The 21616-nt window shown below is 70.1% G+C and carries 22 protein-coding genes; 10 read left to right on the forward strand and 12 right to left on the reverse strand.

Annotated elements, in window-relative coordinates; genetic code table 11:
* Positions 1–14 precede the first annotated feature (14 nt).
* Complete coding sequence (locus tag ACQEVZ_RS46530) at positions 15–470, reverse strand: winged helix-turn-helix transcriptional regulator (protein WP_344510003.1); 456 nt, start codon at positions 468–470, stop codon at positions 15–17.
* A 74-nt stretch (positions 471–544) separates the two neighbouring features.
* Between ACQEVZ_RS46530 and ACQEVZ_RS46535 the strand changes: the two genes are divergently transcribed.
* On the forward strand, positions 545–1228 hold the full coding sequence (locus ACQEVZ_RS46535; RefSeq protein WP_433380409.1) for a DUF899 domain-containing protein: 684 nt from the start codon (positions 545–547) through the stop codon (positions 1226–1228).
* On the forward strand, positions 1221–1613 hold the full coding sequence (locus ACQEVZ_RS46540; protein ID WP_433380412.1) for a PPOX class F420-dependent oxidoreductase: 393 nt from the start codon (positions 1221–1223) through the stop codon (positions 1611–1613). The genes ACQEVZ_RS46535 and ACQEVZ_RS46540 overlap by 8 nt, the downstream gene beginning before the upstream one ends.
* A 1-nt stretch (position 1614) precedes the next feature.
* Here ACQEVZ_RS46540 and ACQEVZ_RS46545 read toward each other — a convergent pair whose 3' ends face one another.
* Positions 1615–1923, reverse strand: coding sequence for a hypothetical protein (locus ACQEVZ_RS46545; RefSeq protein ID WP_344509997.1), 309 nt, complete (start codon positions 1921–1923; stop codon positions 1615–1617).
* Positions 1924–2033: 110 nt separating this feature from the next.
* Between ACQEVZ_RS46545 and ACQEVZ_RS46550 the strand changes: the two genes are divergently transcribed.
* On the forward strand, positions 2034–2708 hold the full coding sequence (locus ACQEVZ_RS46550; RefSeq protein WP_433380415.1) for a DUF6891 domain-containing protein: 675 nt from the start codon (positions 2034–2036) through the stop codon (positions 2706–2708).
* Positions 2709–2842: 134 nt separating this feature from the next.
* A complete protein-coding gene (locus ACQEVZ_RS46555; RefSeq protein ID WP_433380418.1) occupies positions 2843–4801 on the forward strand; it encodes a GTP-binding protein in 1959 nt (652 codons plus the stop codon).
* Position 4802: 1 nt separating this feature from the next.
* Here the strand turns inward: ACQEVZ_RS46555 and ACQEVZ_RS46560 are convergent, their stop codons facing one another.
* Complete coding sequence (locus ACQEVZ_RS46560; protein WP_433380421.1) at positions 4803–5420, reverse strand: hypothetical protein; 618 nt, start codon at positions 5418–5420, stop codon at positions 4803–4805.
* A gap of 40 nt (positions 5421–5460) precedes the next feature.
* Here ACQEVZ_RS46560 and ACQEVZ_RS46565 point away from each other — a divergent pair, with 40 nt between their 5' ends.
* Positions 5461–6219, forward strand: a complete 759-nt coding sequence (locus ACQEVZ_RS46565; RefSeq protein WP_433380424.1) for a class I SAM-dependent methyltransferase — start codon at positions 5461–5463, stop codon at positions 6217–6219.
* Here ACQEVZ_RS46565 and ACQEVZ_RS46570 read toward each other — a convergent pair.
* From ACQEVZ_RS46570 to ACQEVZ_RS46580, 3 genes are all read right to left on the reverse strand, one after another.
* Positions 6191–6607, reverse strand: a complete 417-nt coding sequence (locus tag ACQEVZ_RS46570) for a hypothetical protein (protein WP_433380427.1) — start codon at positions 6605–6607, stop codon at positions 6191–6193. The genes ACQEVZ_RS46565 and ACQEVZ_RS46570 overlap by 29 nt on opposite strands.
* A 28-nt stretch (positions 6608–6635) precedes the next feature.
* A complete protein-coding gene (locus ACQEVZ_RS46575) occupies positions 6636–6845 on the reverse strand; it encodes a hypothetical protein (protein ID WP_433380430.1) in 210 nt (69 codons plus the stop codon).
* 226 nt (positions 6846–7071) lie between these two features.
* Positions 7072–7491 carry a hypothetical protein gene (locus tag ACQEVZ_RS46580; RefSeq protein WP_433380433.1) on the reverse strand — a complete coding sequence of 140 codons (420 nt, stop codon included), beginning with the start codon at positions 7489–7491 and terminating at the stop codon, positions 7072–7074.
* A 357-nt stretch (positions 7492–7848) separates the two neighbouring features.
* Between ACQEVZ_RS46580 and ACQEVZ_RS46585 the strand changes: the two genes are divergently transcribed.
* Positions 7849–8121: a hypothetical protein gene (locus ACQEVZ_RS46585; protein WP_433380436.1), complete on the forward strand. Its 273-nt coding sequence runs from the start codon at positions 7849–7851 to the stop codon at positions 8119–8121.
* A gap of 8 nt (positions 8122–8129) precedes the next feature.
* Here the strand turns inward: ACQEVZ_RS46585 and ACQEVZ_RS46590 are convergent, their stop codons facing one another.
* Positions 8130–9617, reverse strand: a complete 1488-nt coding sequence (locus ACQEVZ_RS46590) for an ATP-binding protein (protein WP_433380439.1) — start codon at positions 9615–9617, stop codon at positions 8130–8132.
* Between the two features lie 255 nt (positions 9618–9872).
* On the opposite strand from ACQEVZ_RS46590, the gene ACQEVZ_RS46595 reads away from it, so the two are divergent.
* Together ACQEVZ_RS46595 and ACQEVZ_RS46600 are read left to right on the forward strand one after the other, a co-directional pair.
* Entirely contained in the window at positions 9873–10676 is an 804-nt protein-coding gene (locus ACQEVZ_RS46595) for a maleylpyruvate isomerase family mycothiol-dependent enzyme (RefSeq protein WP_433380442.1), read from the forward strand.
* 49 nt (positions 10677–10725) lie between these two features.
* Complete coding sequence (locus ACQEVZ_RS46600; RefSeq protein WP_433380445.1) at positions 10726–11274, forward strand: hypothetical protein; 549 nt, start codon at positions 10726–10728, stop codon at positions 11272–11274.
* A gap of 789 nt (positions 11275–12063) precedes the next feature.
* Here ACQEVZ_RS46600 and ACQEVZ_RS46605 read toward each other — a convergent pair.
* Positions 12064–12570, reverse strand: coding sequence for a hypothetical protein (locus ACQEVZ_RS46605; RefSeq protein ID WP_433380448.1), 507 nt, complete (start codon positions 12568–12570; stop codon positions 12064–12066).
* 901 nt (positions 12571–13471) lie between these two features.
* Between ACQEVZ_RS46605 and ACQEVZ_RS46610 the strand changes: the two genes are divergently transcribed.
* Positions 13472–14488 (forward strand): hypothetical protein, encoded by a 1017-nt coding sequence (locus tag ACQEVZ_RS46610; RefSeq protein ID WP_433380451.1) that lies wholly within the window; start codon positions 13472–13474, stop codon positions 14486–14488.
* Positions 14489–15207: 719 nt separating this feature from the next.
* Here the strand turns inward: ACQEVZ_RS46610 and ACQEVZ_RS46615 are convergent.
* Together ACQEVZ_RS46615 and ACQEVZ_RS46620 are read right to left on the reverse strand one after the other, a co-directional pair.
* Positions 15208–16131, reverse strand: a complete 924-nt coding sequence (locus ACQEVZ_RS46615; RefSeq protein ID WP_433380453.1) for a L,D-transpeptidase — start codon at positions 16129–16131, stop codon at positions 15208–15210.
* A gap of 105 nt (positions 16132–16236) precedes the next feature.
* Complete coding sequence (locus tag ACQEVZ_RS46620; RefSeq protein WP_433380456.1) at positions 16237–16776, reverse strand: ATP/GTP-binding protein; 540 nt, start codon at positions 16774–16776, stop codon at positions 16237–16239.
* Positions 16777–16972: 196 nt separating this feature from the next.
* Here ACQEVZ_RS46620 and ACQEVZ_RS46625 point away from each other — a divergent pair, with 196 nt between their 5' ends.
* Positions 16973–18178, forward strand: a complete 1206-nt coding sequence (locus ACQEVZ_RS46625; RefSeq protein WP_433380459.1) for a rhomboid-like protein — start codon at positions 16973–16975, stop codon at positions 18176–18178.
* A 20-nt stretch (positions 18179–18198) separates the two neighbouring features.
* Here the strand turns inward: ACQEVZ_RS46625 and ACQEVZ_RS46630 are convergent, their stop codons facing one another.
* The gene (locus tag ACQEVZ_RS46630) at positions 18199–19857 is read right to left on the reverse strand and encodes an APC family permease (RefSeq protein WP_433380462.1); all 1659 of its coding nucleotides are present in this window, start codon (positions 19855–19857) and stop codon (positions 18199–18201) included.
* A gap of 346 nt (positions 19858–20203) precedes the next feature.
* A complete protein-coding gene (locus ACQEVZ_RS46635; RefSeq protein ID WP_433380465.1) occupies positions 20204–21508 on the reverse strand; it encodes a delta-60 repeat domain-containing protein in 1305 nt (434 codons plus the stop codon).
* Between the last annotated feature and the right edge of the window lie 108 nt (positions 21509–21616).

Below are 21616 nucleotides of genomic sequence, written 5' to 3' on the forward strand. Positions count from 1 at the left end.
ACGCGCGGGGCGGGTCACCGGGCTGCGCCCGGGCCTGGGAGGACGTCGACGTCGGTGGCCCGCATCGGGGTGCCGCAGTGGGAGCAGTGCAGTTCGGCGTGGGCGATCTCGCCGCAGGCGTGGTGCCGGTACAGGACCGGGGGGCCGGCGTCGCCGGCGGTCCAGCGGTCGCCCCAGCCGACCATGACGAGCAGCAGGTCGCACAGCTCCTGGCCCTTCGTGGTCAGCACGTACTCGTGCCGGGGCGGGCGGTCGGAGTACTGCCGGCGGGCCAGCACGTCCTGCTCGACCAACCAGGCGAGGCGCTGCGTGAGGACCTTGCGGGAGATGCCGAGGTCGTCGTGCAGCTGGTCGAAGCGGTTGATGCCGACGTACACGTCGCGCAGGATCAGCGGCGACCACGGCTCGCCGATCACGTCGAGGGTGCGGGCGATGGAGCACGCCATGCCGGCGAACTGGGTGCGCTGCATTCCACCACTATAGGTTCCCTCAGGAGACTCTGTGCGATAGAGTTTCCTCAGGGAACCTACTGAGGGAGGTCGTCATGCTCCTGCCCGCGGTCGTCACTCCGGCGGAGTGGCAATCAGCGCGCGACGCGCTGCTGGTCAAGGAGAAGGAGCTCACCCGCGCCCTCGACCGGCTCGCCGCCGAGCGCCGGCGGCTGCCGATGGTGCGCCTCGGCACGCAGTACCGGTTCGCCGCGCCGGACGGCACCGAGGTGGGCCTGACCGACCTGTTCGCCGGCCGGCGGCAGCTCGTCGTCTACCACTTCATGCTGGCGCCCGGCCAGGACTGGCTGTGCACCGGCTGCAGCACGTTCACCGACAACCTCGCCCCGCACGCGCAGGCACACCTCGCCGCCCGCGACACCAGGTTCATCCTCATGGCCCGCGCGCCACAGTCGGAGATCGAGCCGGTCCGGCGCAGGATGGAGTGGACGGTCCCGTGGTACTCCAGCCACGGCAACGACTTCCACGCCGACCTGGGCATCGAGGGTTTCGCCCTCAGTGTCCTGCTCCGCGACGGGGACGAGGTGTTCCGTACCTATGCGACCACCGGCCGCGGCGTCGATCGGCTGCGTCTGGACTTCAACCTGCTCGACCTCACGCCGTTCGGGCGGCAGGAGGCCTGGGAGGACTCGCCGCCCGGCTGGCCGCAGACCGAGACCATGGGCTGGCTGCGCCCACACGACGAATACGACGACGAAGACGGAGACCACCATGCCTGAGCTCGACGCCGACGTCGCTCGCCTGGTCGAGGACGTCAACTACGCCCACATCGCCACGCTGCTGCCCGACGGCTCGCCGCACTCGGTCCCGGTCTGGATAGACCGGGAGGGCGACCGGCTCGCCGTCCTCACCGGGCCGGGGTCACGCAAGGCCCGCAACGTCGCCCGGGACCCGCGGGTCGCCATCTCCATCATCGACCACGCCCAGCCGTACGCGACCGCGCTGATCCGCGGCCGCGTCACGGAGGTCCTCAACGGCGACGACGCGTGGCGGGTGATCGACCGCATCGCCGTCAAGTACACGGGCGCGCCCTACCCGCTGCGCAGCGACCGGGTGGTGCTGCTCATCGAGCCCGACCGCGCCCAGGCACCGTCGTTCGGGTAGGTCAGCGGGTGTCGACCCAGACGCGCACGATGGTGTGGCTCGCGCAGCTGGTGTAGGACACGGCACCCACCGGCGCCCAGTTGCCCTGGCAGATGATGCCGCCGGCGCCGGGCATGAAGTGCTGCTGCAGCATCGAGACGCGGTGTTCGCCGGTACCGCCGGTGCACAGGCTCTGCGCCCAGTTGGACCCGTACGTGACGGTGCAGTCGGTCGGGGCGGCGCTCGCCGCTCCGGCGGTGGCGGCCAGCGCGCCCGCCGTGAGCAGTGCGCTGAGGGTGACCGCGGTCGCGAGCCGTGCCTTGGTGCCCATACCCACCTCATCTACTGTTAGGAATGTTAACGGTCGGACTGTAACGCCTCCGTCACGCGCCGTCTAGACTCATCCATGTCAATGTGCGGCGGCGTGTCATGATCGTCCGCATGAGCGAATGGGCCTACAACGACCGCCCCTCCGGCGTCCGGTTCCTGCCCGACGAGGTTGCCGAACCCGAGCGCAGCGAGATCGAGGACGAGATCTGGTCCTGGATCGTGCAGGGCCGCGACGACGCCGCCGGGTTCGTCGACTACTTCGACGACGACGAGCGGCGCGCGGGCCTCACCGACGACCAGCTCGCGGCCGCCTACGAGCAGGCCGTCTACGCGCGGTTGGACCAGCAGCGGCAGTGGGGGCCCGTGCGCAGCAACCTGACCGCCGCGTTCACCGAGCTCAACCAGCTCGGCGTCGTCGCGCGGGAGAACTTCAGCTGCTGCGGCACCTGCGCGTCCGGCGAGATCGACGACGAGCGGGACGACTCCCGGCACTGGCACGGCTTCCTCTGGTACCACCAGCAGGACGCCGAGTCCCTCGCCGCCAGCGCCACCGGCGCGGTCTACCTCGGCTACGGCGCCTACCCGCCCGAGGACTTCGACGAGGACGCCTACGAGGCCCTGCCGAAGGCCGAGCAGGAGGCCTCGTACAAGGCGGACCTGGAGCGCTTCCTGGACGACCTGGTCTTCCCGGTGCTGCGCAAGCACGGCATGCACGTCGAGTGGAACCGCAAGCAGTCCACCCGCATCCTGCTCACCGGCGCCCAGTGGTACGCCCCGCTGGATTGAGCTAAACCGGTTGCGGCGACACCGTGACCGGGCGAGGGTGGAGGTAGATCCGAGAGCGAAGGAGTCAGGAATGCGAGCTGCGTCTGTGTTCACCCAGATGGCCATCACCGCCTATCTCGAGGACCTGACGCCCCTTGCGCATCCTGAATCTCGGCATCCTGGCGCACGTCGACGCCGGTAAGACCAGCCTCACCGAGCGGCTCCTGCACGCCGCCGGCGTCATCGACGAGCCCGGCTCCGTCGACGACGGCAACACGCAGACCGACACGCTCGCGCTGGAGCGCCGGCGCGGCATCACCATCAAGTCGGCGGTGGTGTCGTTCACCGTCGGCGACGTCACCGTCAACCTCATCGACACGCCCGGCCACCCGGACTTCATCGCCGAGGTCGAGCGCGTCCTGCACGTCCTCGACGGCGCGGTGCTTGTCGTGTCCGCGGTCGAGGGCGTCCAGGCGCAGACCCGCATCCTCATGCGGACCCTGCGCCGGCTTCGGATCCCCACGATCGTCTTCGTCAACAAGATCGACCGTGGCGGCGCGCGCGGCGACGCCGTCCTGCGCGAGCTCGCCCGGCGGCTCACCCCGGCGATCGTGCCGATGGGCGCCCCGGCCGGGCTGGGCACCACGGCGGCGGACTTCGTGCCGGCGCCGCCACCGCTCGACGTCCTCGCGGAGCACGACGACGACCTGTTGTCGGCATTCGTCGACGGTACGGCGGTGCCGCGCGAACGCGTCCTGCACGCGCTGACCACGCAGACCCGCCGGTCCGAGGTCCACCCCGTCTACTTCGGCTCGGCGGTCACCGGCGCCGGCCTCGACGCGCTCACCGCCGGCATCGTGACGCACCTGCCCGCGGCCGAGGGCGACCTCGACGCGGCGGCGTCCGCCAGCGTCTTCAAGGTGGAACGCGGCCCAGCCGGGGAGAAGATCGCATACGTGCGGATGTTCGCGGGCACCATCCGCTCCCGGGAACGCGTACACCTGCCGAACGGAGAACAGAAGATCACCGGCATCGCCGTGTTCGACGACGGCGGCGCGGCCGAGTCAGGGGCCCTCACGGCCGGACGGATCGGCAAGGTGTGGGGCCTCGGCGCCGCGCGCATCGGCGACCGCATCGGCGAGCCGCACGGGACGGCGGCACACCACTTCGCGCCGCCGAGCCTGGAATCGGTCGTCGCGCCGGTGCGTGCCGGTGACCGCGGCGCGCTGTACGCGGCGCTCACCCAGCTCGCCGAGCAGGACCCCCTCATCGACGTCCGGCACGACGACGTGCGCGGCGAGACGTCGGTGTCGCTGTACGGCGAAGTCCAGAAGGAGGTCATCCAGGCGACCCTCGCCGAGGAGTACGGCATCGACGTCACCTTCCGGGACACCACGACGATCTGCGTGGAGCGGCCCGCCGGCTCCGGCGAGGCGCTGGAGATCGGGCAGAAGGACGGCAACCCGTTCCTCGCCACGATCGGCCTGCGCGTCGAACCGGCGCCCCCGGGTGCCGGCGTCACGTTCCGGCTGGAGGTCGAGGCGGGCGCGATGCCGGCGGCGTTCTTCACCGCGGTGCAGGAGACCGTCACCGCCACGCTCCAGCAGGGTCTGCACGGCTGGCAGGTCGCCGACTGCACGGTCACGATGACCCGCTCCGGGTACTGGCCCCGGCAGAGCCACGCCCATCAGCAGTTCGACAAGAGCATGTCGAGCACCGGGCACGACTTCCGCAGCCTCACCCCGCTGGTCCTCATGGCCGCGCTGCGGAGCGCCGGCACCGTGGTGCACGAGCCGGTGCACCGCTTCCACCTCGAGGCCCCGGCCGACCAGCTCGGCGCGCTGCTGCCCGTCCTGTCCCGCCTGCACGCGGTGCCGTCGAGCACCGTCACGCAGGGCGCGACCTGCGTCCTGGAGGGCGGCATCCCGGCGGCCGCGGTGCACGAGCTGCAGGTCCGGCTGCCCGGCCTGACCCGCGGCGAAGGCGTGCTGGAGTCCGCGTTCGACCGCTACGAACCCGTGCCGGGCCCGCCGCCGGCCCGCGCCCGGACCGACCACAACCCGCTCGACCGCGCCACGTACCTGCTGCGGGTCGTGCGCCGGGTCCCGGCGTGAGTCAGTGGAACACGATCGGGTGGCCGGACGCGATGCTGACCCGGCACGCCTCGTGCAGCGTCAGCCACACCATCTGTTCGGTCTCGAACGGATCGCCCTCGGCGCCGAGCCGGTCGGCCTCCGCGTCGCTCAGCGAACCGTCCCCGTCGAGCCGGACGCCGATCCGCGGGGCGACCCGGCGCAGCTCGTCGAGCAGGCCGTGGCTGGAGCCGACCATGCCGCCGCCCGGGCCCTCATCGAGGAAGACGGGATCCGCGATCGGCACCGGGACGTAGAAGCCTTCACAGTCCGAGTGGCACAGCAGGTGCGAGTCGAGCATCGACGCCGCGTCGTCGACGAACCCGTCCGCGTCCTTGAGATCGCCGTCGACGACCGGCGTCACCGGCTGCCCCTCGACGTGCAGCGCATACGCCCGCCGCAGGTAGTGCAGGCACGAGTACGGGAAGCTGCCCACATACGGCCGGGCCAGCCCGGTCGGCGGCGCCCCGTCCGGCGGCGTCCACGCATGCCCCTCCGCGGCGAGCGCGACGGCGAGCCCCGCGAACTGCCGCCGGTAGTGCTCCTCCCCCTCCTCGTCGTAGCCGATGCACGGGTTGCCGACAGTCACCGCGAGTCCCATGCCCGCGATCATAGGGCCGCACTGTGTGAGGATGGCGGGCATGGTGGTGCGAGCGTTGCGGTTCGGGTCGGTGGCGGAGACCTACGAGCGGTTCCGGCCGGAGTACCCGTCAGAGCTGGCCGACCTGATCCTCACGTACGCCGGCAGACCCGTCCGCACCGTCCTGGAGATCGGCGCCGGGACGGGCAAGGCCACCCGCTGCTTCGCCCGCCCGGGCGTGACGGTCACGGCGACCGACCCCGACCCCGCCATGCTCGCCGAGCTGCGCAAGCACGTGCCGGCGGACGTCCGCACCGTACAGGCCGCGTTCGAGGACCTTTCGCTGGACTCGCGGCACGACCTCGTCTTCGCCGGCGCCGCCCTGCACTGGACGGCGCCGGAGGGCCGCTGGTCGCGGATGGCCGATCTGGTGGAGCCGGGCGGCGTCTTCGCAAACTTCGGCGGCCCCGTCCAGCTCGCCGACCCCGCCGTGGAGGCCGCGGTGCAGGCGGCCCGCGCCCCGTTCCTCGACACCGACGAGATCCCGTCCCCGGACGGCACGCCCCCGGAGCAGGCCATGCAGTGGCCCGGCACCGAGCTGCAACGCTCGGAATGGTTCCACGACGTGCGCCAGTCGCTGCTCCCCCGCCGCCTCACGATGACCGCCACCGACTACGTCGGCTACCTGTCCACCGTCTCGGCGTACCTGGAACTCCCCGAGCAGCCCCGGCAGCAGGTGTACGACCGGATCCTCCGCGCCCTGCCCCCCACGGTCGAGATCATCGCCGACGTCATCGCCCACCTCGCCCGCCGCCGGTAACCCCCGCCCCCGGTGGAGGCGTCAAGGACACTCCCCCGTCCCAGGCACGGGCCAGCAGCACGGTGAGCAACTGGATCACTTGGCGGCTCCCCGACTCGGCACGGAACGGGTGCTCCCACCAGACCACGTACTCGTCGGGGTCCGTCATGATCCCGATCCCGACCGGCAGGATGTCCTCAGCGGCCCCGGGAAGAGGCGCCGCACAGAACCACAGCCCGTCATGGCTCTTGAACGGATGGAACGCGCCGAGCGCACTACCGCGGGCAGCCAGGGCGAGCGCGCCCCGCAGCGGCGGCCGTCCCTCGAGCACTGCCCTCGCGTCATTGAACCGCGCCCGGGCCAGCTGCTCATCCCACTCCTGCTGCAGTCCGTGGCCCACCCCGTCCATGCCCTCATCATGACAACGCAAGGACACGTCAGCCAGTGCCGTCGTACGACCAGAGCACCGCCACATCAGGCTTCATGCGCACCCACAGTGTCGAGGCCGGCGAGCCCTCCGGAAAGTCCAGCCGTAGCAGTTCGCGCCCACGGATACGCTCGACTTTCTTCGCTTCCTGCTCGCCCGCGAGACAGGTGAACGAGGATGGCCATTCCACGCAGCGTTCGTGCAGTCCATCGATCCCCACCTGACCGACCCGGCGGGCCCACTGCCCTGGCGCACCTAACCGGCCGTCCATGGCAGCTCGGTCCGCTGGACGCGGGCACCTGCGCACGAGCGCCCAGCGGCAGATCCGCGCACGTGACCATGGGCTTGCGGCGTCAACCTCCCGGAAGAGCGGTGCGGAATTCGCACCACCGGCGTGGGCCGTCGGGCGATCGAGGACGGCTGCGCGGCCCCAGGCTGAGGCGTCATCACTCCCGGCCGGCGAGCGACAGGGCGATGTCCAGCTCGTGCTGCTTGGCCGGGGATAGGACGCCAATCTTCTCGATCAGGAACTCCACGCTGACAGTCGTCTCCCAGGTGCAGAAGATTTTGCCGTCCTTGGGCAGCGCCACGCGAACCACGCCGCTCTCCCCCAGGCCCTCCTCGACTCCGAAAACGACCTCGATCCCGATGGCGCGTGCGTCCGGCCCGGCCTCCTCTACGATCCGGCGTCGCTCGTCGACATCGACCGCCTGCTCGCCAGACATCAGGACGAAACCGAGCTTCTGCGACGGAGTGGCGGGTTCGACGATCTGCATGGCCAGGAATTCCGGCCCCGTGCCCCCCGAGAGCAGCACGACGGGCCGCTTTTCGTCGATCTGAGCCCACCAAAGTTCGCCGCGCTCCACATGCCCTCCTCGCATCCGGTACTTATCAGCATCGCCCCGAAATGAGATCACCAATATCAGGCGCGTCCGGGTGCGCGCACATCGGCATGGTCGTGCGCACGATCGGCAGGTCCCGGTCTGTCAGGGCCGCGTACAGACCGTGACGATGACTCGCGAGCCGCAGCGCCCGATCGGCGGCTACCTGTTCACCGGACCTACGACCGCAACCCGGCCAGGCTTGGTCGAGGTGACCGGTGGGGTAGCTCGAATTGCGGCTGCCCACAGCCCAACGGCTACACCGCGATGCTCAGGGCCGGCAGCAGCACAAGGACCGGGTCTGGGCGGGCGGGCGAGCGGTTCCGGGCCGCCGCCGGGGTGATGTCGCCACCTGAGATCGCGAATCTGCTGCGGGTGCGGCTCGGCCCGGCGGCCCGCAAGGTGCCGACCCGAACGGCATCGGACTGGGCGATCCGCCTCGGCGCGCGGGTGAGCCCTCGCTTCGCGACGGTCGTTCCGGACCTGGGCCTGGCCCGCCGGGCGTCGAGCGCGAAGGCACGCGAGGTCCTGGGCTGGCGGCCCCGGCCGATCGAGGAGACGATCCTGGACACCGCGGCCAGGCTGGCCGGCCTGGGCCTGCTCCGAGACGCGTAGCCGGCCCTTCATCCGGTTGCCACGCTGGTCTGCGTCTCGAGATCGGCCAGGAACCTCTCGGCGCGGCGGGCGAAGAGGTGGGCCCCCCGTTCGCCGGATCGGACCCGGGCTTCGTCGGCGGCGGCTCGTACGACGTCGACGGGTTCGCCGCGGGCGTGCAGCAGGCGCGCGCAGCAACAGGAGAAGTCCTTCGGCATAGCGCTGGCCGATTCCAGGTTCCGATAGGCGGCTGCGAACGCGAGCTTGGTTGCCGCGCGGCGACCGGCGCGCTCCAGTGCCTTCGCGGTGCGACCCGGGTCGACCAGGGGGCCGGCGCCCCGCAGGTGGTAGGCGAGGCGTTCGGCGACGGATTCGTCGTCCGCATGGATGTGTTCGAGGGCGTCGGCGACGCGTAGATGCAGCTGGAGGGCCTGCTGCAGCGCAGTGGTCTCGGTGACCGACTCGCGGACCAGGTCGTGCGCGAAGCGCCACGAGAACGGGTCCTCCGGCTTGGTCTCCAGGAGACCGAGTGCTTGCAGCGGTTCGAGACGTTCGAGGCAGTCCGCGATGTCGACGCCGATCGCGCGGGCGAGCAGGTCGAGGTCCAGGTCGCGGCCGATGACCGCGGCGATGCGCAGCAGGCCGTGAGCGCTGTCGTCGAGACCGGTCATCCGATCGCGGACGACGTCTCGCACGGTGCCCGGCACCCCGGCCCGTGTTGATGCGCCGCCGTCGCCGAGCCAGCCGCCGTCGCTGAGCAGCCGGGACAGCTCCTGGACGAAGAACGGATTGCCGGCGGTGCGGACATGGATGTCGCGGGCGACCTCGGCACCGGGATCGTGGCCGGTTTCGCGGCGGATGAGCTCCGTCACGTCGGTCAAGCCGAGCGGGCCGAGCCGGATCCTGCGGTGACCGGGCAGCCGGCTGGCCTCAGCCAGCACCCGCGACAGGCTGGAGCCGGGCGTGGGTGCGCGATCGCGCAGCGCACCGATGATCACCGTGCCGGCGGGTAAGCGGGCCGCCAGGTGGCCGAACAGCTGGAGCGAGGCGGCGTCGGCCCACTGCAGGTCATCAACGATCAGCAGCATGGGCCGTGGCGCCGAGGCCTGCCCGACGACGGTGACGACCTGCTCGAACAGTCGGAACTGCGCACCGCTGTCGAGAATCGCCGGCGCGGCCGCATAGTCGTCGTCTCGCGATTCGAGGAGGCCGCCGACCTCACTGGCGAGCCACTTCTCCCGCAACGCCGCGGGCAGGCTGTCGAGAATCGGGCGGAGCGTCTGTTCCCAGGGCCACATCGACGGTGTTCCGTCGCCCTCCAGACATGAACCCCACACGACCAGCACGCCACGCCGGCTCGCTTCGGTGGCGATCTCTCGCAACAGGCGGGTCTTGCCCACGCCCGGCTCGCCTTCGACGATGCGGAGCGCTGGGCGGCCGGTGAATGCCATCTCGACGGATTGCCGCAGCAAGGCGAGTTCCTCGGCCCGGCCGACCAGCCCAGCTGCCGTTCGCACCGACGCGCCGTCACCCCCACCGTCCGTACGCGCCACGAGCGGCGACGCCGAGGGCTGCGACAGCACTCGCAGGTGTGCGGCTTGCAGCTAACAAACCGCGAAGCATTTTAGCAGTGCGAAAATTGCCAGGTCCACAGTCGATGTCGCTTGCGTCGTTTGATCGGCGGCGCGATGATCGCCCGGGCCCGCCGGCGAACGGTCAACGCACCGCACCTGGTCGCACTCGTCCGCGCCGACCCACGGAAGGACTCTCCAATGAACGAGCTGAACCCGGAACGTGCCCGGCAGGCGATCGTCGAGTACACCCGACGCCTGGCGGAATCGGCCGCCGCGGCCGGACCCGACGCCGCCGTGCCGACGGCCCCGGAGTGGACCGTCACCGACCTGGTCGAGCACGTGGGCCAGACCCAGCACTGGGTCGCGGAGATCATCGAGCGGCGCATCACCGACCCCACCCAACTGCCCACGGAGATGGCCGTACTCCCCGCCGACCCCAGCGAGTGGCAGGCTTGGCTGACGGAGTCCGCGCAACGGGTCGCGACCGCCTGCTCCGACGACGCACTCGACGCACCGGTGTTCAACGCCGCGGGCGACGAGCGGTCCGGGACGCAGTTCTGGATGTCCAGCATGCTCAACGAGACCGTCGTCCACGGCTTCGACGCAGCCAACGCGGCGAACCGGCCGACCGACATCGACGCCGACATCGCAGCCGCGCTCATCAGCAACCACCTCGCCATGCTCACCTCCCCCACGTGGGCGATGCAGCGCTCCGAGTCCGCCCAAGCCCTCCGCGGCACCGGCCAGACTCTGCAGTGGCTGGCCACCGACACCCCGGCCGACACAGGCGCCTGGCTCGTCGAACGACGCCCCGACGGCGCGACATGGCAGCCAGGAACCCACCAGGCCGACGTGACAATGACTGGCCCGGCGGGATCACTGCTCCTGACCTTGACCCGACGACTCCCCCTCACCGACCACGAAGCCACCGGCATCACCATCAACGGCGACACCACCCTCGCCCAGCACTGGCTCGACAACACCGCCCACGCCGCCGACTGACCAACTGGTTCACACCGCAGCCGTTGTACGCCCCGTGCTTCATGTCCGGGTGGACGACGCGGAGCAGTGGTTCCGGCGAGGCGGTGAGCTTGCCGACGAGGGCGGCCCGGCCGAGGCTGAAGCGCTGGCGCTGCTGAGTGCGGCCGTCGCGGCAGGCCACGGACCGGCCCTCGTCCGGCTGGCCACGTTCCTGCTCCACCAGTACTCGGAAGCCGACCTCGCGTCCCACGCGAAGGCACTACGGCTGCTGAACGAGGCGGTTGCAGCCGACGTGCCCGGCTCCCGGAACATGCTCGGCGTCACGCTCTGGGACGACGGCGCGCTGGACGAAGCCGAGGACTCCCTGCGAGCCGCCGTCGCGGACGGCGATCCGGACGCGCCCGTGAACCTGGCCGGCCTGCTGCACCAGGAGGGCGACGACGCCGCGGCGTTCACACTGCTGAGGCAGGCGGCAGAGCGCGGCGACGGCCCCGCGTACTGGATCGTGATGCGGCTACTGCCACCACACAGCCGGGCCGCGCGGGAGATAACCACGGCGCGTCGAACTCCCATCGGCTCCCGTTGTGCGACACCATCACCGACCGGACCATGTTGTTGAAACCCCCTTGTCCAGTGCCGTACAGCTCGAACCGCACCGCGCCCAGGCGGCCGGGGTCCTGATGGCCGGCACCGGGTTCGTGCGGGATCGCCGACACCACGACGCCCTCGCAGCCGGTCGCCCTGCCGAGGACGCCGAGGACGCTCATGGGGTCGCCACCGTTGCCGCCGCAGTCGAAATACGCCGTCCAGGACGGATCCTTCGTGGCGATCAGCAGTTCGCGGGGGCGGAACGTAGTCGTCAACGGAGCGAGGCCGCCGAGCAGCCGGTCCAGAGCCCCCGTCACGGACCGTGCCGTGACCCGTGACGGATGGAGCCGCTCCCGCCAGACGACCAGTTCCCCGGCGACCTCACCCAGCGGCAGCCGCAGCAACCCGAACGTCGACGTGACCGGCGCGAACCGCTCCGACATCAGGGTGATCATCGCATTGACCCTCCTGCTGCAAGTCCACCGCCCAAAGCTTGACTTGCCTGTCAGGTCGTTGCTCAGGGTGCGCGCATCTGTCGCCGCGCGCGACACGGGGCTTGATCACGTTTCCGCACATGACACCGATCGCGCGCGCCGGGCTACCGGACTCGAACCGGCTCATACCTTGCGGTAGTCAGCAGTAGGTGCTGGTAACGGACTTTCCCATCCGCCTTTGCCCGGCGCGCTCGCCAACCCTACTGCGGATGCCGCCGGCGCCGTTCCGAGAAACCACGAAGCGCTCGCCGCCGGTCGCCCGATCGACCGCTCGCGCCGATGAGCAGGCGTAATGCCAGGCGTGCTGAACCCGTCGCCGTTGGCGCTCACCAAGGCCAGTCGCCTTCCAGGTCCGCGGGCTCTTCGCCGGGCCAGATGACGAACGCCGCCGTAGCGGACTCGTCGAACACCAGCTGCGGGCCCGCCAGCGCCGCCAGGGCACACGCCGCCCTCAGTACGGCAGCGGGGTTCGGCTTCCGGAAAGTCACCGTCTCCACCGCCGCATCCGCCGCCACAGCCGGCAGACTGCTGGTCTGGCCGGCCGTGTACACGCTGGCCTCGCCCAAATCCAGCGTTCCGTCACCGGTACAGGCAGCAGTCCCCGGGCACTCCGGCAACCGCGAACCGGCAGGTTCATCAACGACCTCGAACCAGTTCGTGCCGTGGCAGCCGGCGGCCCGGAGCGCGTCCAGAACCTCGGCGACCGACGGTCTCGGCAGGACTGGGGGCGTTCGCTCCGGTAGACCTCTGATGGACTCGGCCGAGGCGATCCAGTCAGCCATGCCGTCACGGGTCAGCTCGTCCGCCGGCACAACGAACAGCGACCAACTCACCCCGGCAGTGTCCCATCGGACGTCCGCGCATGCCGCAGTTCTCGCGCGGCAACCGGCTCGAAGACCGTCACGTTTCGTGGTGACTGGCGGCGCATCGAACCGTGCGGCTGTGCGCGCTCGATGCCGATGAGCGTTGCCGGCGCTCTCAGCCCGGACCTGGCGCTTTGGATCAGGGAGGGGCGCCGTGCGGGGCAGCGCGCCGAGATCGCCGCCGCCGAGCCTCGTCGCGGTTTCCGGTAGGGCGGGGTGGTACACGCGATCGCCGAGCACCCGAACCGGGTACCCGCAACGCCACTGACCTGGCCGACTATGGTCAGCACGCACGGAGCGTAAGCCAATGTAGCGCACTATCAGGAAGTTCCCAGCTTTGTCAGTCCGCTGTGCACAGCCATTGCTGGTTTCGTTTCAAGCGCGCGGATGTGCACGGCGCAATCGCGCTCCACATGGACTGTGAAGGGAGGGAAGTCATGCCAGTCTCTCGCGAGATGTGGCGAACGGTCCGGTACGCCCTAGGAAGCAATAGCCGGACCGTCCGCCTCTGCGTGATCGTCATCGTCGTAGTTGTTGCCTACGTTCTGATCGGTCATCGCTAGGGTTGAACGTTAGCGGGTTTGGCTGAGAAAGAGCTGGCAGGCGGCTAATAGCGTCTCTTGGCCGCCTGCCAAGCATCCTGTATCGACCACTACGGTGACCGCGTAGACCGCGTGGGCGACCAAGGCCAGTATCAGGTGACGGGCAAGCGCGATGTAGAGTCGGACCTAGGAATGGTCGAGTCCGAATTGGTCCTTTGCCGAACTCGAATTGTCTCGACCGGCCAGCGCAGACACGCCACGCGTCTCGACGACCGCAGCGGTCACCATCGGTTCGATGCCACCGTGACAGACACCTATACGGTGGTCGCATGTTGGCGAGTCTCCTCCCCGGTCTGCGTACGCTCAGGGCGCCCCTCGCCGCTGGCTACGTGACGCTGTTCGCGTCATGGCTCGCCGTCGCTGACCACCTCCGCACGAAAGCCAACACCACCGGCGTCCTCGCGGACCTCTACGCCTTGGCCGAGAAGGCCGGTGCCGGCCCCACGCTCGCGGCAGTGACATTCGTGGCATATGTGACCGGCATCGTCCTGATCGAGGTCACGCAACTGGCCTTGCAAGTGCTGCGCGATTTCGTGAGCGTGGTGTACGAGCTAACGCCCTACCGATTGCGTCCCGCCGCGGACCAGTCGGCGGAGCGGCTCCTGGTCCTGAGCCCTGGCGGTGCCTCGCAACGCACGCGAATCGGCCGACTCAGGGCGGTTGTCCTACGGCAGCTGTCCCTTCGCTTCGCCGCGGACGAGACTTTCCGATCCGAGATGACCGAGCACCTGTCGGCGCTGCAGCGGGATGCGCAGCGGCACGGGAGACAGCTACCGCCGTTCTTGGCGAGCGCGACGGCGGCGGAGCTGATCGCGGCTGCGGTCGAACGCGGCGGCGTACGGGTCCGACTGCTGGGTTGGCTTGTCGACGACGGCTGGCACGCCGAGAGACTGGACTGGGAGTACCAGTTCATTGGCGGCAGCGCGGCCGCGACGCCAGTCGTCAGCGAGGAGCGCGACCGCGGAAGAGCAGAGGCGGAGTTCCGGCTCGGACTCGTGCTGCCAGTGATGTGGCTGGTCACCGTACTTGCCTACCGGGACAACCCGTGGTGGCTCCTCGGCGCTGTCGTCCCGGCCGGGCTGCTGTACTTGGGCGGCGCTGCCTATGCCAAAGCAGACGTCGCGATACTCCGTGCAGTAGCGGAGGGGACGATTTCTTGGCCTGCCGCGGAGCGGCTGGCAACCGACCGGATCCGAATCCGCCCACCGAACGAGATCCTGCGGCCGGCCACGCCGCCGACGACGACCGAGGAGACACCGACAGCCGATCCGATTGGGGATGCTTGAACAGGAGCTCGCGGTGCTACCGGACCTGGCTGATCCCCGATCGATCGAGCAGGAGCGACGCTGGATCGGCGCGTCGGACGAGCACGTTTCTGCCGCGTCCCGCCTGCCGATCGGTCCGCTCACAGGCGGAACTGCAATTCCATCGGACGCAGGTGGGGCGTGGCCCGTCGATGTCGCATGTGGACGACACCGGGCGGCTCTCGGCTCGCCGATCAGGCCTTGAGGGACTTCGCAATCGGCTGCTCGACGACGAGCACGCACCGGGCGCTGCGCTCGCCGGCGTCCCAGTTGTGGTCCGACACCCGCCACCACAGGAGCCCAATCTGCTGCCCGAGCTGCGTGGCGAGGTTTGCGAAGGAGCGACCTCCCGCGGATCGAATTGGCGCATGATCCGAGGGCGCCGTTCCCGACGACGCTGATCACTGCCGATCGCCATGCGACCTCCCCAGCCCTGCGGTTGCGACGTTCGAGTCTTCCATGACCGGGTGCGTCAAACAGGCTCACGAACTGGGGTCACAGGCAGGTGGAGTTTCGTTGCGCAGGTCCGCGATGGCGGATCGCCCATCCGCCGCCGCTGAGCTCACGAGCCGATCGCGCCCAACTGTCGGACGGGCCCGCCCGCTTCTATCAGCGGGCATCCGGGTCTGGCGCGACCCGCATGCGGGAAGGGCGTCGCGGCCGGCTGCGGGCTGCGATGTCGGCGTCCGGCCGGAGGTGTGTCAGTTGGCCGGCACCGCGCCGCCTGCCTGCCAGGTGTTCCAGGGCACGTTCCAGTCGCCGTACCCGTCCCAGGTCGGCATCGTCGGGCCGCCGGTGTCGGTGTAGGTGATCGGGTCGCCGACCTGGGCGAAGTTGAAGTACGCCTTGGCGTTTGCCTCGGTCAGGTTGGTGCAGCCGTGGGAGGTGCTGCGCTGGCCGATGTTGCCGCCGTTCCAGCTGGCCGAGTGGACGTACTCGCCGGAGTTGGTGACCCGTACCGACCACGGCACCTGCTCGTCATAGCCGTCGCCGACCATGTGTTCGACCGCCTTCTTCTCCATGACGACCTTGGTGCCGTTGAACGTGGGGGTACTCGCCTTGCCCAGCGACACCGGGAAGTCGAAGACCTGCTTGCCGTCGGACGTCACGACCATCCGCAGGGTCTTGCCGTCGACCTTGCCGACGTTCGCCGCCCCGGTCTTCATGTCGAGGGTCAGGCTGTTGTCGTACACCAGCCCGGCCCCGCCCGACTTGCCCTTCGTGTCGAGGTTCATGGCGACCTCGGCGTGCGCCGGCCAGAACTCGGCCGGGCGGTAGTGTGCCTCGATCGGGTAGCCGGCGTAGATCGTGGACTTCTGGAAGTACCACGCGCCCTCGACCGGCGCCCCGTTGACCGTGACCTGGGTCGCCGCGTCGAAGTCCTTCGCGCTGGTGATCGACGCCGACAGGTACGCGATGATCGGCATGCCCACGCCGTACGTCGCCCCGTCCTTCTCGTACAGCCGCACGTGCACCGGCTTACCGCTCGGCGCCGGCGACACCGAAGGCGACGCACCTCCGGCCGGCTGCTGACCCGACGGCGCCCCCGACCACGAGGCCTTCGGCGCGGAGCTCCCGCCGCACGCCGTCAACCCGAAACCAAGGCCGACCAGCAGCGCCGCCACCCGCACACGGTGAGAAGATCGCATAACCACGACGATGCCCCTTATGCGCGCCCGCCGCCACCGCTGTCCGGCTCGACCACATCACAATCGGCGGGAGCACTTCCGTCAGGTCTGTTTCAGGGCGGCGAGGACCGTGTCCAGCCGGCCGTCGAGCGGTCCGCTCAGCTCCAACACCGGCGTGTCCTCCCAGGCGTTCAGCGGGTCGTCGTAGACCAACTCCACCAGCGCGTCATTCATGCGCGCGCGAAGGCCAGGCAACTCCACCGCCGGCAGAATCTGCTCCGTCTCGGGTGTGATCACCGTGATGACCAGCAGATCGAGGCTCGAGAACGCCTGACGTAGCCGTGCGCCATCGGCTTCCTCCGAGGGGTCCGCGCCGGTCGCGGCCAGATATGCGAGGTAATCCAACGGCGTCCGGTCGAAGATCGTCCCGGACGGCGACGGCGACGAGCACAGGCTCCGCACCGAGCGGGCCAGCAACGCCCGGTAGTCCTCCTGCGACGGCGGAAACTGGAACTCGTAGCCCTCCTCTTCGAGCAGGTAATACGGCTCATCCACCCCGACGTGGCCCGGTAGGTGCGCGCACAGCGCCTCGACAAGCGTCGTCTTCCCAGTCCCGTGTGTCCCGGAGATCCCGACCCGCATCCGCACCCCTGCCCATCCGGACGACCCCAACGATCATAAGTGGCGTTGTGCGAGGCGCTCGTCGAACCCGACGAGGAGCGGCGGGAACCCGTCGCTCGGCTTGTGCCCGCAGGACGAAGTTCTCGGACTCGGTGAGCAGGCCTCATCCGGCAGCAGTACACTCGACGGGGAGATCATCTTTGATGGGTCGCATCTCATGGGCGTGCGGAGCCGGTGCCGGTTGTACCGGGATCCTCCTGGCCTTGTAGCGGCCTCCTACCTGCCTGGCGGCGAGCTCGCCGACGCTCTTCTCGGCGCGGAGGGCCGGTCGGCCAAGGCGAAGATCTGCCTGTCGTTCCTCGCGCGGGTGCGGCTGGCCCCGCTGTACGTGCTGATCGTCATCGGCGTCGACGTCATCCTGAACCACGCCGTCAGTGCGGAGGTCCGGACCCAGATCGTCCTCGCCAACTCCACCAACGTGGCCAACCTGCAGGCCCACCGGATCTGGACGTTGGTCACCAGTGCCTTCGTGCTCGACGAACGGGCTGGCGTGGTTGCGATGATCCCGCTGCTGCTGCTCCTGTCGGTGGCCGAGGTGCTGTGGGGGTGGCGGCGGCTGCTCGTGGTGTTCTTCGGGTCCAACGCGGTGACGAGCTGCCTCGTGTACGGGCTGTTGCTGGCGGGCGTCCGCGGCGGCTGGTTGGGCGGCGCGATCACCGTGGCCAGTGATGTGGGCACGAGCTACGGCTCGCACGCCGTCGGCGGCGCGCTCGCGCTCACCCTGCCCGTGCGTGCACGGCGGTACCTGGTGCCGTTGGCGATCGCGGTCGTGGTCGTGCCGCTACTGAACGGCGGCACCTTCACCGATGTCGGGCACCTGCTGGCCGTCCTCCTGGGCTTCCTGGCCGGTTGGCAGATGCGGCGGCGTCCGCTGGCCGGGCGCCTGCGCCGGCCGGCCCTGCTGCGCGCGGACCGGACCATCGCCTACTCGTTCGACGACGTAGCGGGGGCTCGCGCAGCACTGATCACCGCGCTGCGCCAGCACCGTCCGGTGCGCCTCGACGACGCCGTGGTCGCCTGGTCCGACCAGACGGACCGGATACACGTGCAGGAGACCCGGGACATGGACGCGATCGACGGCACCCTCGCCGGCGGTGCCTGGGGGGTGGTGCTGGGCACGTTCGTCGGCCTCCCGCTAACCGGTCTGGTCATCGGCGCGGGTGCGGTCGCGATGGTGGCGCGCCGGCACGACGCCGGCCTCAGCGACACCACTGTCGAGCGGACGATGCAGGCCCTGCCAAAGGGGCGGAGCGCACTGCTGCTTCTGGCCGAACCGGCCGGCCAGCCGGCACTGACCCGCGCGCTCACCCGGACCGGTGGCACCCCGGTGCCCGACGTCGCCCAGGACGGGCAACGGTCCTGACCAGCGACGGGACCCGATCGTCACGGTGTGTCCCGCTCCAGCGGGGCGGCGAGTTCGGGCCGTTCCCGGTCGACCGCGGCACGTACCCGTTCGCTGTCCACCGCCACGCTGACGGCGTAGGCGAAGATCACGAGGCTGAAGGCGATCACCACGAGCAGGTCGATCCAGCCGGGCAGCCACAGGCGTGCGCCGCGCCCGTACCGGCCGAGGAAGCCGATGACGGTGAGCCCGATGAGCCAGGGCCAGATCCACGACGACGCACGCCAGTCGATGGCGGGCCGTGCCCGGTCGGGGGTGTGCGCCACGGTGATCGCGAAGAGTGCCAGCCCTGCGCCGATCGCCAGCAGGAGCTTCCAGGTCGCCTCGAAGCCGCCCCAGTAGATCACCAGGTTCGCCGAGACGAAGGCCGCGGGTGCGGTGACCCCGGCGGCGGGCACCCGGTAGGGGCGGTGGTGCTGGGGATCACGTCGGCGCAGCGCGGTCAGCGACACCGGCGCGAACGCGTACATGATCGCGGTCGCCGACGTGACGAGACCGACGAGCGACTGCCAGCTGGGGTACGGCAGGAAGGCCAGCTCTCCTGCGACGAACGCCAGCACGATCGAGTACACCGGCACGCCGCGGCGGCTGACGTAGCTCAGCGCCGGCGGCAGGGTGCCCTGCCGGGCCAGCGCGTAGGAGAGCCGAGCCGAGGCGCCGAGGTAGACCAGTCCCGTGCCCGCGGGTGAGACGAACGCGTCGGCGTACAGCAGCGCGGCCAGCCAGCCGGCACCCGCCGCGGCGGCGATGGTCGCATACGGGCCGAAGTCCCCGGCGCCCACCGGATGCGTCCACCCGTCGGCGAGGTTGCGCGGGTCCAGACCGCCGATGAAGACGATCTGCAGCAGGATGTACAGCACTGTTCCGATCAGCATGGCCAGGATCACGGCGCGGGACAGGTCCCGCTGCGGATCGCGCGCCTCGCCGCCCAACTGGATCGCCTGTTCGAAGCCCTGTAGGGAGAAGACGACACCGGCGGGCAGCGCGGCGAAGATGCCGTGGGCACCGTACGGGCTGAACCCTCCGCCTGCGGTGAAGTTGGACGGATGGAAGGTCAGCGCGGCAATGACGATGACGGTGAGCACCGGAACCGCGAGCTTCCAGAGCACGACGGCGGCGTTGCTCCTGGTGAGCCGCCGCACCCCCAGCACGTTGATCACGGTGAACAGCAACATGAGCAGGGTGGCGAAGCCCAGCCCGGCCGGTGACAGCGTGCCGTCGGCGTGCAGGAGGCCGAGGTGGCTGCGTACCCATGCGATGTTGTTGAGGTACTGCAGGCTTGCCTCCACCTCGATCGGCGCGATCGTCACGGCCTGCAGCCAGGCGGCCCAGCCCGCGGTGAGTCCGGCGAGCGCGCCGAACGCGAACCCGGGGAACCTCGCGGTGCCGCCGGCGACCGGGTAGGAGGTGCCGAGCTCCGCGTGGACCAGGGCGAGCAGCGCGAGCATCCCACCGGCAAGCAGCCAGGAGATCAGCGACGCGGGCCCGGCGGCCTGCGCCGCGGTCAGCGCGCCGAGCAGCCAGCCTGAGCCGATGATCGAGCCCAGCGACACGAAGGTCAGGCCCCACAGCCCCACTTCGCGCCGCAGGAAGCCGGAGCCTGCGGGCATCCGGCCGGCCGTGCCGCCCGCATCCTGCACGGCACACCTCACCAGGTCGGCGGCGGGCCATGACACCGCGCCGGCGGGCGGGGTCAGCCGGCCCGTTCCGGGCCAGATACCGCGGTTCCGCCCACCCGAAACCCAGGCCCGGCGGGAACTTCTACGGTGGGCGGCCACGACCGCACGTCCGGACCGCGCCCGGCGCCATACCGGCAGAAGGGCACGGGCGCCGAACGTGACGAGCACCGCGACCAGGTGCTGGACGTCGAAGAGCCGGCGGTGGGTCGCCCTGAGGATCGCGCCAGGCGAGACCGAAGTGGCGGATCAGTGCGGGCACGGCCGCGGGTGAGGCCGAAGGCATCGACCTCACCCGCGTCGTTGACGCCTACGGCAGGTACCGCGCCAGGGCGAAGTCGTTCTGGTGGCCCGGCGAGTAGGACGACCCCGCGGCGACGATCCCGCCGTCCGGCTGGATCGCCAGGGCGTTGAGCTGGTCGTGGCTTCCGCTGCCGCTGAAGTCCGTCGTCACCTTGCCGCCGTCGCCGAACGAGGTGTTCAGCGTGCCGTTGCGGTTGTAGCGGATCAGGGTGAAGTTGTAGTCGGTGCTGAAGGGTGCCGGCCACGACACCCCGGCGGCCACGATCCGGCCGTCGAGCTGGACAGCCACCGCCAGCGGCCGCCCGTCAAGCGGGGTGTTGACGAACCCGCCGGTGCCGAAAGTGGGGTCCAGGGTGCCGTCGCGGAGGTAGCGGACCAGGCTGAAGCCGCCTCCCGAGCCCGCCACCACGATCTTCCCGTTGGCCTGGAGGGCGACTGCGCTGGCCCGGTCGACGCCATGCAGGCCACCCAGGTCGGTCAGGACCTTGCCTCCCGTGCCGAACGTGGCGTCCAGGGTTCCATCGCGGTTGTACCGGGTCACCGCGAAGTCGTCGCTGCCCCCCGCGTTGGAGATTCCCGCGACGACGATGCGGCCGTTGGACTGGATGGCGACCGCTTTCGCGGTGTCCAGGCTCCGGCCGGTGTTGAACGAGGTCAGGACCTTGCCGCCGGCACCGAAGCTGGTGTCCAGCGCGCCGCCGGGCATGAACCGCATCACCGCGAAGTCGAAGTCCGAGCCGCCGGCCAGCGCGTCCGAACTGCCGACGACCACGATCCGGCCGTTCTCCTGAATGGCCATCCCCTCGGCGGTGTCGATGGTGAAAGTGCTGGGTTGGGCGACAACCAGGCCGCCGTCGCCGAACGTGGTGTCCAGGCTGCCGTCGGGGTTGTACCGGGCGAGCGCGAAGTGACTCCCGTCTTCAAGGTCCCGGTCCGTGCTCCCCGCCACGACGATCTTGCCGTCGGGCTGCAGGGCCACGGCCTTGGCCTCATCCCGGCTCTGGGTGCCGCCGAAGGTGGTCTGCACCACGCCGCCGGCACCGAATGTGCTGTCCAGGCTGCCGTCGGGGTTGTACCGGGCCACCACGAAGTCGTAATCGGGCTGGTCTCCCTCCTCCTCGCCCAACGGGCGGACAAGCGAATACCCAACCGCCACGATCTTCCCGTCGGGTGCGACGACGACGTCGGCGGCTTCGTCGGACTTGCCGCTGCCGCTGCCGTCGGCGAGCACCGTGCCGTCGCCACCGAACGTCGGGTCAAGCGTCCCGCTGACCGACGTCGCCCACGCCGGCGAAACCGGAACGACGAGCAAGCTGACCGACAGAACACCGGCCGTGAGCCAAGCGGCTCTCCTGAATGTCCCCGCGTGAATCATGGCGCACACCCTACAAGGAGATCCGAACCCGGACTGCCCCCGAAC

The organism is Dactylosporangium sp. CA-152071, from assembly GCF_050936335.1.
Lineage (GTDB): Bacteria > Actinomycetota > Actinomycetes > Mycobacteriales > Micromonosporaceae > Dactylosporangium > Dactylosporangium maewongense.

Coding starts and splice junctions, on each gene's coding strand:
- ACQEVZ_RS46530 (WP_344510003.1), bottom strand. CDS start 470: ATGCAGCGCACCCAGTTCGCCGGCATGGCGTGCTCCATCGCCCGCACC.
- ACQEVZ_RS46535 (WP_433380409.1), top strand. CDS start 545: ATGCTCCTGCCCGCGGTCGTCACTCCGGCGGAGTGGCAATCAGCGCGC.
- ACQEVZ_RS46540 (WP_433380412.1), top strand. CDS start 1,221: ATGCCTGAGCTCGACGCCGACGTCGCTCGCCTGGTCGAGGACGTCAAC.
- ACQEVZ_RS46545 (WP_344509997.1), bottom strand. CDS start 1,923: ATGGGCACCAAGGCACGGCTCGCGACCGCGGTCACCCTCAGCGCACTG.
- ACQEVZ_RS46550 (WP_433380415.1), top strand. CDS start 2,034: ATGAGCGAATGGGCCTACAACGACCGCCCCTCCGGCGTCCGGTTCCTG.
- ACQEVZ_RS46560 (WP_433380421.1), bottom strand. CDS start 5,420: ATGGGACTCGCGGTGACTGTCGGCAACCCGTGCATCGGCTACGACGAG.
- ACQEVZ_RS46565 (WP_433380424.1), top strand. CDS start 5,461: ATGGTGGTGCGAGCGTTGCGGTTCGGGTCGGTGGCGGAGACCTACGAG.
- ACQEVZ_RS46570 (WP_433380427.1), bottom strand. CDS start 6,607: ATGGACGGGGTGGGCCACGGACTGCAGCAGGAGTGGGATGAGCAGCTG.
- ACQEVZ_RS46585 (WP_433380436.1), top strand. CDS start 7,849: ATGTCGCCACCTGAGATCGCGAATCTGCTGCGGGTGCGGCTCGGCCCG.
- ACQEVZ_RS46595 (WP_433380442.1), top strand. CDS start 9,873: ATGAACGAGCTGAACCCGGAACGTGCCCGGCAGGCGATCGTCGAGTAC.
- ACQEVZ_RS46610 (WP_433380451.1), top strand. CDS start 13,472: ATGTTGGCGAGTCTCCTCCCCGGTCTGCGTACGCTCAGGGCGCCCCTC.
- ACQEVZ_RS46620 (WP_433380456.1), bottom strand. CDS start 16,776: ATGCGGGTCGGGATCTCCGGGACACACGGGACTGGGAAGACGACGCTT.
- ACQEVZ_RS46625 (WP_433380459.1), top strand. CDS start 16,973: ATGGGCGTGCGGAGCCGGTGCCGGTTGTACCGGGATCCTCCTGGCCTT.